The organism is uncultured Kriegella sp. (assembly GCF_963975415.1).
Classification (GTDB): domain Bacteria; phylum Bacteroidota; class Bacteroidia; order Flavobacteriales; family Flavobacteriaceae; genus Kriegella.
Genome location: NZ_CAXBGN010000003.1, coordinates 237,083 through 253,834 on the forward strand (window position 1 = coordinate 237,083; position 16,752 = coordinate 253,834).

General features: G+C 40.1%; 7 protein-coding genes. All 7 read left to right on the forward strand.

Going from position 1 to position 16,752, the window contains the following annotated elements:
• The first annotated feature begins 60 nt into the window (after window positions 1-60).
• The 7 genes from AACZ88_RS07730 to AACZ88_RS07760 all read left to right on the forward strand — a co-directional run bounded on the left by AACZ88_RS07730 (window position 61) and on the right by AACZ88_RS07760 (window position 16,728).
• Complete coding sequence (locus tag AACZ88_RS07730; RefSeq protein WP_339708614.1) at window positions 61-1,815, forward strand: TonB-dependent receptor; 1,755 nt, start codon at window positions 61-63, stop codon at window positions 1,813-1,815.
• Between the two features lie 420 nt (window positions 1,816-2,235).
• Window positions 2,236-3,381 (forward strand): lactonase family protein, encoded by a 1,146-nt coding sequence (locus AACZ88_RS07735; RefSeq protein WP_339708615.1) that lies wholly within the window; start codon window positions 2,236-2,238, stop codon window positions 3,379-3,381.
• 23 nt (window positions 3,382-3,404) lie between these two features.
• Window positions 3,405-4,694, forward strand: coding sequence for a hypothetical protein (locus AACZ88_RS07740; protein WP_339708616.1), 1,290 nt, complete (start codon window positions 3,405-3,407; stop codon window positions 4,692-4,694).
• Window positions 4,695-4,991: 297 nt separating this feature from the next.
• Window positions 4,992-8,060: a TonB-dependent receptor gene (locus AACZ88_RS07745; protein ID WP_339708618.1), complete on the forward strand. Its 3,069-nt coding sequence runs from the start codon at window positions 4,992-4,994 to the stop codon at window positions 8,058-8,060.
• 16 nt (window positions 8,061-8,076) lie between these two features.
• Entirely contained in the window at window positions 8,077-9,729 is a 1,653-nt protein-coding gene (locus tag AACZ88_RS07750) for a RagB/SusD family nutrient uptake outer membrane protein (protein ID WP_339708620.1), read from the forward strand.
• Between the two features lie 97 nt (window positions 9,730-9,826).
• Window positions 9,827-12,544: a GH92 family glycosyl hydrolase gene (locus AACZ88_RS07755; RefSeq protein WP_339708622.1), complete on the forward strand. Its 2,718-nt coding sequence runs from the start codon at window positions 9,827-9,829 to the stop codon at window positions 12,542-12,544.
• Window positions 12,545-12,690: 146 nt separating this feature from the next.
• Complete coding sequence (locus tag AACZ88_RS07760; protein ID WP_339708624.1) at window positions 12,691-16,728, forward strand: two-component regulator propeller domain-containing protein; 4,038 nt, start codon at window positions 12,691-12,693, stop codon at window positions 16,726-16,728.
• The last annotated feature ends 24 nt before the right edge of the window (window positions 16,729-16,752 follow it).

Here is a 16,752-nt window from a genome sequence, read left to right on the forward strand (position 1 = left end):
AAGACGGTTTTCATATTGAATAAATTACATATTAATTTCGATTTGCAAAAAGAACACTGCATGCACAAGAACATAAAATTAACGCTATTCACTTTTTTTGCCATCGCCCAAGTTGTTGTGGCCCAAGATGATAAAGAAGATGATATTGGAACCGAGACCGTAACCGTTACCAAAGCCTATACTCCTACGATTTCCGATGCTTTCAAGATTCGTTCGATGCCGACTATCAACGATTCTATCGTGCTTCAGAAAAAGAAAATCAATTACAGCATCTTTTCGGTTCCCGTGGCATCGACATTTACCCCGGCAAAAGGAAAGGCTTCTACGGTAGAAAAGACAGCTCCTCCGAAACTATTTAATTCGTATGCTTCAGCTGGAGGAGGGAATCCTGCCAACATTATTGCCGACTTTTATACAAGTAGGGCAATTGACAGGGAAACCCGTTTAGATGTGGGGTTGACCCATAACTCTTCGCGTGGCGATTTAGATGGTGTAGCGTTGAGCTCTATCTATTCGAATACCAAACTTAATACGGCTTATACAAAGCGCGACCGTGATTTTGATTGGGGTGTAGATGTAGCCTTACAACATCAATTGTACAACTGGTATGGTATACCTGATGGTGAATTTACCGAGGAAGCGGTACACGGTATTGACGAAAGACAAAATTACTATATGGGCCAGGTAGGGGGTCACATAAATGTGGAAGATTCTTATTTCAAGAACGCCGCGCTACAATACCGACGGTTTTGGGATGCGGCAAAATCAGGTGAAAATCGAGCCGTACTTAATACAGGATTCGAGTTTCCTTTAAATGAAGAGTCTTTAGAGATTAAGGTGAATGCCGATTATGTCAATGGTAATTTTGAGAATGCATCACTGAATACGACAACCAACGATGCTGGTATCAAATACAGCCAACTTCAGGTGGGTGTCAACCCGAGTCTTACGTTGCAGCGTGATGACCTTTCCCTGAATTTGGGGGTTAACCTGGTTTACGGCTTGGATACCGAAAACAGTGAAGGTAATTTTTACATATATCCTGCGGTAACGGCTTCATATCGGTTAATGGATGAAATGGCCATTGCCTATGGCGGGGTAGTCGGGGCGTTAAAGCAGAATTCCTATTATGGGTTTGTAGAAGAGAATTCTTTTGTGTCTCCAACCCTGACTATTGTTCCGACCGATAAACAATACGATGCTTATATTGGTTTAAAGGGACAGCTCTTACCTAATTTAAGTTATAATGTTAAAGGTTCTTATACAGCGGAAAACAGAAGACCACTCTATAAACTAAACCCTCAGAATACGATACGTAATGATGAAAAGGGCTATAATTATGGAAACTCTTTTGATGTGTTCTATGATGACATAAAGACTATCGGTGTTTTTGGGGAATTGAATGTAGATGTAAACCGAAACTTTACGATGGGGATCAATGCGGAAATCTATGACTACAATACGGAAACCGATAACCCGGCATGGAATCTTCCGAACCTTACAGGGTCATTATTTGTAGATTATCAGATTGGAAAAAAATGGTATATGGGAGCCAATCTATTTTATGTGGGCGAACGGGAAGACGTTGCCTCAGAAGCCATCATTGGCATGCAGCCTACCGATTTTCCGGCGACCATCGTTAACCTTGATGGCTATTTTGATGCCAATGCACACGTAGGGCACCGGTTGAACGATCAACTGTCCATTTTTCTAAAGGCGGCGAATATTGCAAACAACAACTATCAAAAATGGTCTAATTTTCCCGTACAGGGGTTGCAAATACTTGGTGGAGCTACCTATAAGTTTGATTTTTGAAGAATAGCATCCTTTTAAGGTTGTGGTATTGTACAAGAAGCGCCAAAAACGAAAGCCAACATAGTTTATAGTGCATAGCAACCCTGAGGGATGGCCACGCGCCACATACTGGCCGATGTGAACAACTTGGTAGAACAAAGAAAAACAATAAGACAAATTGCATATGTCCAAATCCAAGCCTGGTAAGACTACAAAGGCTTGGTTCTGTCTTTTAAATTGATATTTCTATTACATTATATAGATGATTCGAAATTGACGTCAATGGATAAACCTTCTATTCCCGCAGGTTAATCTTGATCAGTTAACCGACTTTTAAATCTTTAGGGTCATGTAACTGACCATGGCAATTACTGATTAAAAACCACTATATTTAAAGCATAAACGGGGGTAAAACCTGGTGATATTATAACATCTATTAAAATGAGGAGAAAAACCTTCCGAAATTACGGTACCTGTGTTGCTTTAATCTTAATGTATATGTCGTTTGGTCAAAATAGTGCTGAAACCTTACTTTTTGTGGGGTCGTATACCGACGGGCAGAAGAGTGATGGTATTCATGTATATTCCCTACAAACCGATGGAAGCCTTACCGAACGATACAAACAGTCAGATTTGGTCAATGCATCCTTTGTGGCGGTTTCTCCCAATGGAAAGTACCTGTACTCGGTCACTGAATCGAAATTGGAAGAAGACGGATCGGTTTCCGCATTTAAAATTCAGAGTGCCTCAGGTAAGTTGACTTTTTTAAATAAGCAGACGACCCATGGAAGAAACCCTGTGCATCTCAACATCTACAATGATGGCAAGTATATCGTAAGCGGTAATTACTCTGATGCCGTCGTAAATATATACGAATGTGCGGCCGATGGTAGTCTTAAACCTTCAAGCCAACTTATGGAGTTTTCTGGAAGTAGTGTGGTATCGCCCAATCAAGATGTGGCCCATGCCCATTCTACAAACTTTTCTCCCGACGGGAAGTATCTTTATGTGATGGATCTGGGCGCGGACAAAATTCATGCCTTCAAATTCAACGAAAAAAACACTCCCAAATTAGAGGCATTTGACAAAGGTACCTATGCTGCCAAACCCGGTAGTGGTCCAAGACATTTTGCTTTTCATCCCAATGGTAAATATGGCTATTGCATTAATGAACTTAATGGAACCATAACGACTTTTACGTATAAACAGGGTATTTTGGAGCCTATAGCTGCTGATTTCTCTTATGCCGAAGAACGTGAAAATTACCAAGGTGCCGATATTCATGTGTCACCCGATGGAAAGTTTTTGTATGCCTCCAATAGGGGCGAAAATACCTTGGCGATTTTCGCGATCGCTGAAAATTCAGGTAACCTAAAATTGGTAGGCCATGAACCTACTTTTGGTGACCACCCCCGTAGTTTTGTGATTGACCCTTCCGGAAAATATCTTGTCGTCGCCAATCAAGTAACAGGAAATTTGGTGACTTTCAAAAGGGATGTAAAAACCGGAAAGTTGACCAAACTCCCCAAAGAAATTCAACTAAAAGCTCCAGCCAGTTTGAAGATGAAAGAATATAGCAAACACTAACAATCTTTAAGGTAAAGTTGACCATGATAAAAGTTGTTCTGATATTTTTTTTAAATCTTCCCCTCTTGGTATTTGGTCAAAACAGGGAAAGCAATCAAAATACATCAGTTCCGCTGGAAGGCTATATTTCCGATTATGAGATTATTAAACTCACTTCTGGTCCCAAACAGCATTGGTTTGGTTATTACGACAAATTACAAGTAGACCCTACGGGTAGGTACGTTTTGGTAGCCGAAGTAGATACAATCCATCGGTCGCCTACCGAAAATGACGGTTTAATCATTGGTATGATCGATCTTCATGATAATAATAAATGGATACCGCTAGGGGAAAGTCATGCGTGGGGTTGGCAACAAGGATGCATGCTGCAGTGGATTCCCGGTTCAAAAGAAGAGATTCTATGGAACGATTTGGAAGACGGTAAATTTGTTACCCGAATTTTAAATGTGTTCACCAAAGAAAGAAGAACCCTTCCCAAAGCCATTTATACCCTGAGCAATGACGGCACTTTTGCGTTGGGAACCGAGTTTAACCGTATTCAAAAGTTACGACCTGGATATGGCTATGCTGGGGTTCCGGACCCTTACGAAGAAAATCGACATCCTGGCGAAATCGGACTTTACAAAATAGACTTGAAAACGGGGCATTCAGAACTGTTGATTACTATCGACGCGATGGCGAAAGAAGAACATCAGGGAGAAGACTTAACGGATTATTGGCACTGGTTCAACCATATTTTGATAAGTCCCGATGACCAACGTTTTACATTTCTGCACCGTTGGCGGAAGGAAAAAGGAAACGGAAAAGATAAAGCTGCTTCTGGTTTTATTACCCGAATGGTTACGGCCGATTTAGATGGCTCAAACCGTTATATATTAGATCCTTCGGGGTATACTTCCCATTTTATCTGGAAGAACCCAAAAGAAATTTGTATGTGGACAAAACCAATTGGCAAAGACAATGGCTTTTATACGTTTACCGATAAAACCAATAAAATTGTCCCCGTTGGAGAAGGTATCATGACGGTCAATGGTCATAACACCTACATCAATGGCACCAACGAAGAGTGGATTTTGAATGATACGTATCCCCAAGGGGCCGAGCGTTTGCAAGAGTTATATCTTTATCATGTTCCAACCAAAAAGAAAATTTCGTTGGGTAAATTTCATGAACCGCTAAAATATAAAGGTGAAGTACGATGTGATTTACATCCTAGAAATAGCCCTGACGGTCATCTGGTCTTCTTCGACTCAACACACGGCGGCGATGGCAGACAGCTCTATATGATAGATGTTTCTAAGATTATTGAATAGTCGTCAGTCTATTTTCATTTTTAAAATTTCCTCCACTTGTTGCAAAGCGCTTCCCGAGACCACTTTTTTCTCTTTTAATCTTTTTTTTCCAGATTCTGTTCGCAAATTCTGGTCTAAAAATGCATTGTGATTTTTAAATATTGTTAAAATATGAAACATCTCATTAAGAATATAGCACTTTGAACCCCTTGGTTTTACTGACTTTGATGAATTTATCCATGTTTCTGAAAAATATGTCCATTTCTTAATAATACGTTAACGGTAGTTTAGCAGAAATTAATTCAAACTACTTAGAGAATGAAGAAACTAAAATTTTTGATGCTGATTTTTTTGATGAGTATCACTGCTGTTTCATGGGCGCAAACGAATGTGACGGGAACGGTATTGGATGATCAAAATGTTCCGCTACCTGGGGCGAACGTAGTAGTCAAAGGAACTACAAATGGAGTAGTAACCGATTTTGACGGAAACTTTTCAATCTCGGTGCAAGATAGCGGATCGACCTTAATAGTATCTTATATCGGTTTTGATTCTAAAGAAATTGTTCTGAATGGGGCTTTGAGCTATTCAATTACACTTAAAACTTCTTCTACCGGACTTGACGAAGTGGTAGTCATCGGTTATGGATCGGTAAAGAAAAGTGATCTAACAGGTGCCGTTGCCTCTTTGGATACGGAGACCTTGACCGAACAGAAGAAAACCGATATAGGCCAAGCCTTACAAGGTCGTGTTGCCGGGGTTGATGTACGTACCTTAAGTTCTAAACCTGGGGCGCCGCTGTCGATAAAAATTCGCGGGAACACTGTAATTACAAATAATAACGTCGGTAACGATGGTGTTAGCGACAATCTTTCCGACGATTTGTCAAAACCATTGTATGTTGTCGATGGGGTGTTTTTTGAAGACATCAACATTCTAAATCCCGCCGATATTCAACAAATGGATATTCTCAAGGATGCTTCCGCTACGGCGATTTACGGTTCTCGTGGGGCTAATGGTGTGGTTATTATTACGACCAAGAACGGTATTGAAGGTAAGACCGTTTTTTCCTACGAATCTACTTTTGGCCTGCGTACGGCAACCAATCTACCCGATATGTACTCAGGTGACGAATATGTTGCTTTTGTGGATGATTATTTAAAGGCAAGACAATGGAGGGGATTGTTTAATGGTACAAACTTTGGAACAATTGATGACTACAACAATGCGGTTATCGATCGCTCGACCGAGTTTCAATCGTCGAATGAAGAGGCTGATAACGTTGCCAACAGACGCTACACCGATTGGTTGGGCGATTATAGAAAATCAGGTGTTCAGACCAGCCACACCGTTGGTATGTCAGGTGGTAGTAACGGATTGACCTATAACGGGTCATTAGGTTATTTAAGCGATGAAGGAGTAATGGGAATTGAAGGGTACGAACGTTATAATATAAGTGCTTCGCTCTCGAAAAAGGTGACAGACAAATTTACCGTAGGTTTAAAAACCTATTTAGCGTTCTCTGAAAGGGAAGAAGGTAGTAGGGAACTTTTTAGAAGTACATTTCGGTTAGTACCTACGGTAAATTCTTTTGACCCCAATGGTGACGTAATCTTATTTCCAGATGATCAAGATCAACGTTTTGCCAATCCTTATTACGATGCAACTGGTGAATGGCGGGTAAATACGAAGTCTTTAGATGTTATTGCTAATGTGTTTCTAAACTATAAGCCAGCGAAATGGGTTAATTTTAAAACACAGTTTGCTCCTAACATAAGCACCACAAGATTTGGGGAATATCGAGGGCTGTTTACTAAGGCCGCACGTAACGATCCAAGTAGAATTCAATCACATTATGATTCACGTTTCAGTACGTCTTATACTTGGGACAATATTGTGGATTTTGATTTTGACATATTTGATGGCCATAACCTAAAGACTACCCTTATATCTTCCTTGTATTATAACCAGAACGAGGGCAGTAATCTTGAGACCAGGGACTTTGATACCGATGCCTATTTGTTTTATAATACCCAAGCGGGAACAGACGTCCGTAATTATGGTAGTTATTATGGTAAAGAATCTCTTTCTTCTTTTGCCGGTCGTTTAAATTATAATATAAGGGACCGATATCTCTTTACTTTTACAGGTAGGTATGACGGGTCTTCTAAGCTTTCGGTAGGCAACAAGTGGAATTTTTTCCCATCTGCAGCTTTTGCTTGGCGTGTCAGTGAAGAAGGTTTTATGCAAACCGCGGATTGGATCAATGATTTGAAGTTGCGCATTAGTTATGGTGAATCAGGTAACGATACCACGGTTCAGCCGTATAGTTCATTGTCTTTCTTGAGCAATACAAACTACCTCTTTGGCGATAACCTTGGTAACGGAAAAGTGGTGGCCGGGCTTTCAAACAGTAATTTGACCTGGGAAATTTCAAAAGAATATAACTTCGGATTAGATTTTGCCGCTATAAACAACAGAGTGCGACTTGGTTTTGAATATTACAACAAAGAAACCGAAGGAAGCATTTTGAACAGGCAATTATCATCGATTACCGGATTTGGTAGTGCCGTGGGCAATTTCGGGTCTGTACGAAATAGGGGGGTAGAGGTTACCCTGAATACCGTTAACGTTAGAACCGATAACTTCTCGTGGAAAACGAGTATTAACTTTTCGAAAAACACCAATGAAATCTTGAAGTTGGATGGGGATCTCGATGAGATACCTTACGGAAGGCACGGAGTTTTAAAAATTGGTGAAGCCGTAGATGCTATCTATGCGTATGATAAAGTGGGTATATGGCAACTCGATGAGGCGGCCGAAGCGGCAGTATACAACGCCGTCCCTGGCCAATATAAATTTGTAGATCAGAACAATGATGATTTGATCAATCAAGACGATAAAGTGGTAATAGGTTCCATATCGCCAGAGTGGACGGGTGGAATGACCAACACATTTACTTATAAGAATTTAGATTTCAGTGTTCAGATGCATACGAGACAGGGGGTATTCGGGCATTCGGAATTCTATCAACATTTTGCACCCTACCAGGGCGATGATGCCAAATTTAATAAAGTAGATTTAGATTATTGGACTCCAAACAATCCGAATGCCAAATATCCTGCCCCTGACTATGGTCATCCCGGCGAATGGTACTATGAAGAATTTGATTTTGTACGCATCGGTAATATCGGTTTAGGGTATGATTTTCCAAACCAGCTATTGGATCAACTAAACATTTCAAATCTGCGATTGTCATTGGATGTTCAAAATCCGTTCACCTTTACCGATTATGAGGGTCCGGATCCTGAGACGGGCTTACAGAATTCTTATAACATGACATATGCGGTCAAGACTGTATTGTTCGGACTTAAACTATCCTTTTAATTATAAAATATACAAAATGAAACTGATAAAAAGCAATAAGTACATTTTAGTCTTGTTAGGTGTATTGATGGGGCTCAGCGCTTGTGAGAGCTATATCGAGGAAGACATTTTTTCCGATATAACCAGTGAAAATTTTATTGATGAAAATACAGCAGATCAATTGGTGGTCGGTGTTTATGCTTCATTGCGTGGAGTATATAAAGATTATGGATTTCAGTTTTTAGGAACTGATATTTTCACTAGTAAGGGCGAAGTATTCTCGTTCAATGCTTCAAATGACTATTTTGGTCTAAATTCCGGTGGTGCAATATGGGGAAGAAATTACAATGTTATAGCCAAAGCAAATACGGCCATTAATCGCTACGAGAATGAAATTCAGTTCAGCGATTCGAAATTGGCCGATAAAGCTTACGGTATAGCTCAAGCAAAAGCGTTAAGAGGACTGGCCTTTTTTAATTTGGTTCAACAATACGGTGGTGTCGTAATGGAGTTGGAAGAACCTAACAGTATTCGCTCCGATTATGCGAGAAGTTCAGAACAGGAAACCTATACCCAAATCATTTCTGACCTAGAGGCAGCTATACCTAATTTGCAAGATGCTCCCGAAACAGGGCGTTTTTCTAAAAGGGCAGCACAGCATCTATTGGCTGAAGTATATTTGACAAGAGCCTATACATCTTTTGGCGATGCTTCCGATTTTGGCACGGCAGCTGTCTTGGCAGAACAGGCCATTGGCAACTATGATATAAGAAGTCAATCGTATGCTCAAGTTTTTGATTATGAAAATCAAGTAAATCCCGAGATTCTTTTTGCTATTCAATATGGAACTTCAGGCGAAGCCGCAGATAGAAATAATAATAAACATTCTCTTTTCTTGAACAGCGTTAATGATTATCCTGGTATTGCCAGAATTAATCCCTACGGAAGAAGTGATTTTGGAGCCATGCCAACTCCTTTTTTCTACTCACTGTTCGACGAGAATGATACCCGAGAAGAACCGACAATGCATCGTGTGTTATTGGCTAACGAGGAAGTGGAATACAATTCCGACTTTGGTACAGATTTGATCGCGGTGGGCGATACGGTGATTTATTATCCGAAAGTTGCTTTGGAAGCAGCGGAATTGGCCGAAAAATTAAATCGGTATTACGTGTATCAGCCAGATCAATATTTATTTGGAGTGCCAGATAATATTGACGGGGCTATTTATCAGTATAGTGCAAATCTAAACAGAACGAACTTTCCGATTTTTAAAAAGTTTGGTGATGTTGATTTTGACGAATCGGAAGGTGGTTCGCGTGATACGTTTGTGTTTCGGGTGGCTGGCACCCATTTATTGGCAGCCGAAGCTCACTTAGGGGCCGGGAATACCACTCAGGCCTTGTTTCACATCAATAGGGTGCGCGAAAGGGCAACCGGTATTGCTAGCTCTTATTCGTCGGTAACACTTGACGATATTTTGAACGAACGCGCCATTGAGCTTGCCGGTGAGGTTAATCGATGGGCCGTGTTGAAGCGTACTGGTAAATTGCAGGAACGCATTGAATTATATAATCCCCATGTCATAGATCATGGAGCCTTTGATCCGAGTATTCATTTTTTACGTCCCATACCTTCAAGTGAATTGGAACTTTCTGATGGATCGTTGACTCAAAACCCTGGTTACTAAATTTTAAAATATTGTATGATAGTTCTTAGCTTGAGTTCCCCCTTTTGAAATACGGGCAGGTTGTTTGACCTGCCCGTATTTTTAAAAGAAAAAATCAATGATTTTGATTATTACAAAATACGGAAGAGCAGATAGGGAAGGTACCTTGAACGGCTCAAAAATAGGTTCGCAAAAAACTAAAATATGCCTATATTTATCTGCCAGTACTTGTCAAACAGATTTAATTTCTTTTGAAAGTACACTACACCATATGACCGAGTTAAAGCAACAGTTCGAAAATGCAAATGAAATTAAATCGCTTGATCAGGCGTTGGCCCGCTTGAAAAAAGCAAAAGAACCACAGAAGGTCATTTATCAACATATAAATGTGGGGAATAAAAATATCAAATGGTCGTGTTGGTGTTCCTCAGAAATAAGAAAATCGAACAATGGCTTCCCAACCTTTGAAAGGTTGGATAACATTGCTCATAATTTACAAATAACCATTAAACAGAACAAAAAAATGAAGATAGGCAAAGTTTCTTTATACAGTATTTTTGGAATGTTTTCCATAATGCTGTTTTTTACCTCATGTGGAGAAACTAAAAAAGTAGAAACACCAGAAAACAATTCCGTTGAACTTGTTGACTTGGTATATCCGCAATTGGATACCGAGAATTCACGATGGTTTTTCTTTTCATCCGCAAGCCGTCCGTTTGGTATGGTCAACTTAAGTCCAGATACAGAGGTTAAAGGTGCATGGGGCAGTGGTTATCGATATAAAGTAGATACTATTCAGGGCTTTAGCCACATTCATGCCTGGCAACTTTCAGGGCTTTCTTTGCTTCCCGTCACGGTATCCGAGGAAAATAAGAACACTATTTTCAAAGATTATAAATCGAAATTCAGCCATGAAAAGGAAAAGGTATCCCCAGGGTATCACTATTTGGAATTGGACAGATATGGAATAAATGTTGAACTGACCAGTTCAAAGCGGGTAGGGCTTCATAAATATTCTTTCCCGGACGATGCCAAGGCTGCGATTCTTTTTAATTTAAATGGAATGTTGGGTCCTTGTAGGAATGAAGATGGTATTCTGAACAAAGTGGATGATAAAACGCTTTCAGGCGAACTGACGATTGCAAAAACTCATCGAAGACCAAAACCTTCCAAATTGTTCTTTTATGTTCAATTGGATACTGAAATTGAAACACTCTATCAAGATGAGGAAACGGGAAATTATCTTATTGGAGTTACGGCAAAAGGAAAAGAAGTGCTTATGAAAGTCGGCATTTCGTATACCTCGATCGAAAATGCCAAAGCCAATGTAGAAGCGGAGCTATCACATTGGGATTTTGAAAAAGTAGTTTCAAATTCCAAGGAAGAATGGAACAACGCACTAAGTAGAATAAAGGTAAAGGGCGGTTCGGAAACGGCCCAACGTAGATTTTATACCGATTTATGGCATGCCTTGCAGGGGCGCAGGGTTATAAGTGATGTAAATGGAGCCTACCCTGATAATACCGGCGATAGCTTTAGAGTAGGTCAGTTGCCGCTTGATGAAACCGGTAAACCAAAGTTCAATCACTACAATTCCGATTCGTTTTGGGGTGCGCAATGGACCATAAATACGCTGTGGGGACTTGTATATCCTGAAATCATGGAAGAGTTTGTGCATTCCTTATTACAGTATTACAAAGATGGCGGACTTGTTCCTCGTGGGCCATCTGGAGGAAATTATACCTATGTCATGACCGGATCATCTTCTACGCCCTTTATAGTAAGTGCCATTCAAAAAGGTATTGTAACTACTGATTTGGAAGATATTTATCAGGCATTGAAAAAAAATCATATGCCCGGGGGTATTATGGAAAAAGCCGGTTATGAGCATAACACTGCGCTAGGGGGCGGATTAAAATATTACATAGAAAATGGGTATGTGCCTTACCCGATACCCGAAGGCAAATTCGGTGGCCATCAAGATGGTGCCAGTTTGACTATGGAATATGCCTATCAAGATTGGACCCTGGCACAATTGGCGAAAAAGTTGGGGGACAACGAAGATTATGACTATTTCTTGAACCGATCAGGCAATTATAAAAATGTATTCGATAAAACTTCCGGCTGGATGCGGCCTAAAAATGTTCATGGCGACTGGTATGAAGCCTATGACCCTTACGAGCATCAGCATGGCTTTGTTGAGTCGAATGCGGCCCAGTCTACGTGGTTTGTACCTCAAGATATCCCGGGCTTGGCCAAAGAGATGGGGGGTAACGAAGAAGCGGTGCAGAAATTGAATGCCCAGTTCGAGGCTGCTGAAAAATTAGGTTTCACTTCTGGAAATTCGCATGCTCAGGAGTTGCATCCCGAGTATCGACAAATTCCCATCAACTACGGTAACCAACCCTCGATGCAAACCGCTTTTGTGTTCAATCAGTTAAATAGGCCCGATTTAACACAGTACTGGTCACGAAAAGTTATAGATAAAGCTTTTAGTGGGTTGTCGCCCGCCACAGGTTTTAATGGTGATGAAGATCAAGGCCTCATGGGTAGTCTCGCCGTATTGATGAAAATAGGGATCTTTCAAATGAACGGGGGCACGGAAGAAAATCCAAAATACGAATTCGGAAGTCCCATTTTCGATCATATAACGATTAATCTAAATAATGGGAAAGAATTCACTATCAATGCACCTGGAGCTTCTAGTGGTAAATATTATTTAAAATCTGTTAAGAGCAACGGGGCAGCAACAGATAAGAATTATATCCATCATTCTGATATTTTAAAAGGTGCGATACTAGATTTCGAGATGGGAGATAAGCCGGAAAAGATGTAAAGGGCCCCTGTTTTTATCAATCAAAAAATAGAACCTTACGTAACATGCGATAGAAATAGGTATAGGTCGGGTCGGTAATCATAATCTTGATCGATATATGCTATGTGTTTTATTTTTTAAGGAAGAACACTCAGATTATTTAACTCATGCGAAACAAACTTCTATTGGTGTTGGTTTTTGTTACCGTTGTTTGGGGTGCAAATTCACAGGCCATAAAGTTTGAGCACTATAACGATGACAATGGCCTTTCTCACAATTCTGTGAGGCATATCGTTCAAGATGAAAACGGGTTTTTATGGGTCGGTACTTTTTCTGGTTTAAATCGTTTCGATGGTTATGAATTCAAGTCATATACGAGTACAAGTGATATTCCGAACACCATACCCAATGATGATATCACGGCCCTTGAGCTCGATGAAGAGCAGAACCATTTATGGATAGGTACCAGAAACGGGCTCGCTCTTTTCGATATGGAAACGCATACGCTCCGTACGTTTCAGCCCGAAGCCAATAACTCAAGCAGCTTGCAAGACGAGGAAGTAAGGTCGGTGCACGTTGATCGATTTAAACAGGTCTGGGTAGGAACAAAAAACAAAGGACTTTTTATATACAATGCCGAAGCAAATACTTTTAAAAAGATAGCGTTGCCAGGATTCAATTATGTTAAGGAAATAATTGAAGATTCAAAAGGGCAAATCTGGGTTGGAAGTTATGAGAGTGCAGGCGTGGCCAAAATTTCTTTGGATAATTTGGGGAGAATAGGGCAAATTCGTACGTATACCTTGAATATTCCAAATTCCGGAGAGGTGAACCCCTATATTAATTTTATTTATGAAGACCACAAATCGGCGATTTTTGTGGGAAGCAGGAAAGGACTTTATAAATTAAATGAGCGCACTGATAACTTCGATAATTTATATATCGAAGATTCCGGAACAAGAGACAAGTTGGGGCCTTATTTTATTTCCATTGCACGCGCGCCGGATGGCAAGTACTGGCTTGGAACTTTGGGCGGGCTATTAGTGGTCGATGAATTGGAAGATGTTCAAAAACAAGAGTATAAATGGTATTATTCAGAATTGTCGGATGATGACTCTTTGGTCGATGATTTGGTGGCGGCCCTTTATTTTGATGCCTCAGGGGTTTTGTGGGTCGGTACAGAAGATGGACTTGATAAATACGACCCTTATGAGAATCAATTTAGTTACAATACTGATATTTCCCGATATGTAGGAAACCAAGTGCCCCGTATTCGTGGTTTTTCCAAAACGCATGATGAAAAAATCATTGTGGCTACGAGGCATAATGGCCTCTTTATTTCAGAAGGAGAACGTTTCATTCCCTTGTTCGATAATAAAAATGATATCGCCAGTATATTTTCCAATGACGGTCGATTGTTTTATTGCGGTCTTTGGAACGGACAAGTTTTAAGATACGACTACCAGTCAAATAGCGCTGTTGTTTTTGATGTTGGTTTTAAGTCGTCACCCATTTTAGCTTTTGCCGAACTCGATGACAATACCATGATAATAGGTTCCCATGGAGAGGGGGCGGTCGTTATTGACTTGGAAACATTGAGACCTCAAGAAATGGAAGGCATCTTATTGCCCCTGCGTTATATCAATCAAATCATAGTCGACAGTAGCGGCAAAATTTGGTATGCCACCCAAACAGGGGTTTTGCACCACGACCCGCTAAATGACAAAATAAAGGTTTATGAGGTTAAAGGAGAGGCCGGATCGGGGTTATCGCATGATAATGTTAGCGATATTGTAATTGATTCTTCCGGAAAAATTTGGGCGGCCACCAGAAAGGGACTCGATTATTATGATGCGGGCTTAGATAGTTTTGTTCCTGCCCTGGTTTCCGATGAATTATATGGCAGATGGATTACAGATGCTGTTGCTGATACGGCAGGTAATTTATGGCTTAATATGAACAATAATCGAGTAGCCCGTTATAACACTGTTTCTAATGAATTGAAAGTGTATTATACCGATAGCGGCAATCGTTTGGATGTATTCAGTCTCAGCGGTTTTTATTATGCTGATGATGCACATATTTATTTGGGTGGCAAAAATGCAATTATATTTTTTTCGCCGAATGACTTGATTGATAATGAGCTGTCGCCACCTCCCATGATAACCAATGTGAAGATTCAAAATATTGATATCGAAGTGGGGGGCATATTGAATGGTCAAAAGATACTGGCTACAGACCTTAATCAAAGCCACAAGTTGGTACTTGAAAATGGAAATAAGAATTTCTCGCTTTCATTTTCTAGTCCATCATATATCAATGAGCGTTTTAATAAGTATAGTTACATCTTGGAAGGGTTTGATGAGAAGTGGAATACGGTTGACATACGACAACGTACTGTGCAATATACCAACCTCTTTTTTGGTGATTATGTCTTTAAGGTCAAAGCAATGAACAGTCATGGGGTATGGAGCGAGATTTCGGCTTATGACATCGAAATACTTCCTCCGTTTTGGTTGACTTATAAAGCGCTGTTACTGTTTTTGCTGGTAGTCTCATTCTTTTTTTATTTGGTACGAAAGCACTTGAAGGCCCGTAGACAATTAAAGCAACAATTGTTGATGGAAAAAGTAAAACGGGAAAGGGACGAAAAACTAAGCAACGAGAAATTACGCTTTTTTACCAACATATCCCATGAACTGAGAACACCTCTTACACTGATCTTGGGCCCTGCGAAGCAGTTGATCGAAGAAGGCAAGGATTCTGCAAGCTATTTTCATCAAAGCAGGTTTAACTTGATACATCAAAATGCCAACAGGCTTTTAAATCTGGTCAACCAAGTGCTGGATTTTAGAAGGGCCCAATCTGGTGAGTTGCAATTAAAAGTGACGCAGACCGATATTCTTTTACATACCAATAATACATTTCGCTCCTTTGAAGAATTGGCAGATGACAAGAAAATCCATTTTAATCTTATCTCTGAAAATGAAAATATTGGAGGTTATATTGACCGTGATAAATACGATAAGATGCTTTATAACCTGCTATCGAATGCATTGAAATTTACTCATAAATACGGTCATGTAGATCTTTTCGTGAGTCTAAAAACGGAAAAAGGAAAGTCGATGTTGTTTGTCGAGGTAAGCGATGATGGTATTGGAATTCCTCAAGCAAGCCAACAAAAAATTTTCGGTCGGTTTTATCAAGCACCGAATAGTAAAGAAAACAATACGGGGTCTGGTATAGGCTTGTCTTTAGTGGCGGCATTAATAAAACTACATAGAGGAACAATAGAAGTTCAGAGTGCGCCCAACAAGGGAAGTGTGTTTACGGTGCAAATTCCGGTTGACCGAAGTTCATATACAGACGAAGAAGTCTTTGAATATGGGCAAAATCAGATTTTGGAAGAATCACCTCAATTAATAGCGGCAAAGAAAATCATTCGGGGCGATGACACACAAGAACATATATTGGTCATTGAAGACAATGCAGAATTGCGCAATTACTTGGTAGATTATTTATCGGATTATTATAAGGTTTTTGTGGCTGAAAATGGTAAAAAAGGACTTGAACTATGCCGCAAGTTTAAGCCGGCCATATGTGTGGCCGATATTTTAATGCCGGTAATGGATGGCCTTCAGTTTTGCAACGCACTGAAGAATGATGCCGATATCAGCCACATTCCGGTAATACTATTGACTGCCCTTTCAGACAATGATGATAAAATTAGAGGCTACAGTTCGGGCGCCGATGGGTATTTGGTAAAGCCTTTTGATCCAGCTTTGCTCAAGACTAGAATCGAAAATATCGTTAAGTCGCGCAGAGCGCTAAAAAGTAGATTTTCAGATGAAGTTGAAAGTGAAGTGAATACCTTGACACATTCGCCTGTAGATGAAGAATTTATGGCCAAGGTGACCCAATTGATACACGATGACATCGGCAATGCTGAAATGAGTACTAGTTTTTTGTGCAGTGAATTGGGTATGAGTTCATCCAAATTATATCGAAAAATCAAAGAACTTACCGATTTGGCGCCCAATGAGTTTATTCGAACGATTCGTCTAAAGGAATCGGCCCAACTATTAAAAACAAAAAAATATAATGTTTCCGAAGTAACCAATTTAATCGGATTCAATGATCCATTGTATTTCAGTCGCTGCTTTAAAAAGCAATTTGGTTTTCCTCCCAGCAAATTGATAAAATAGGTTTTCCTATTTCTAAATCTAAAG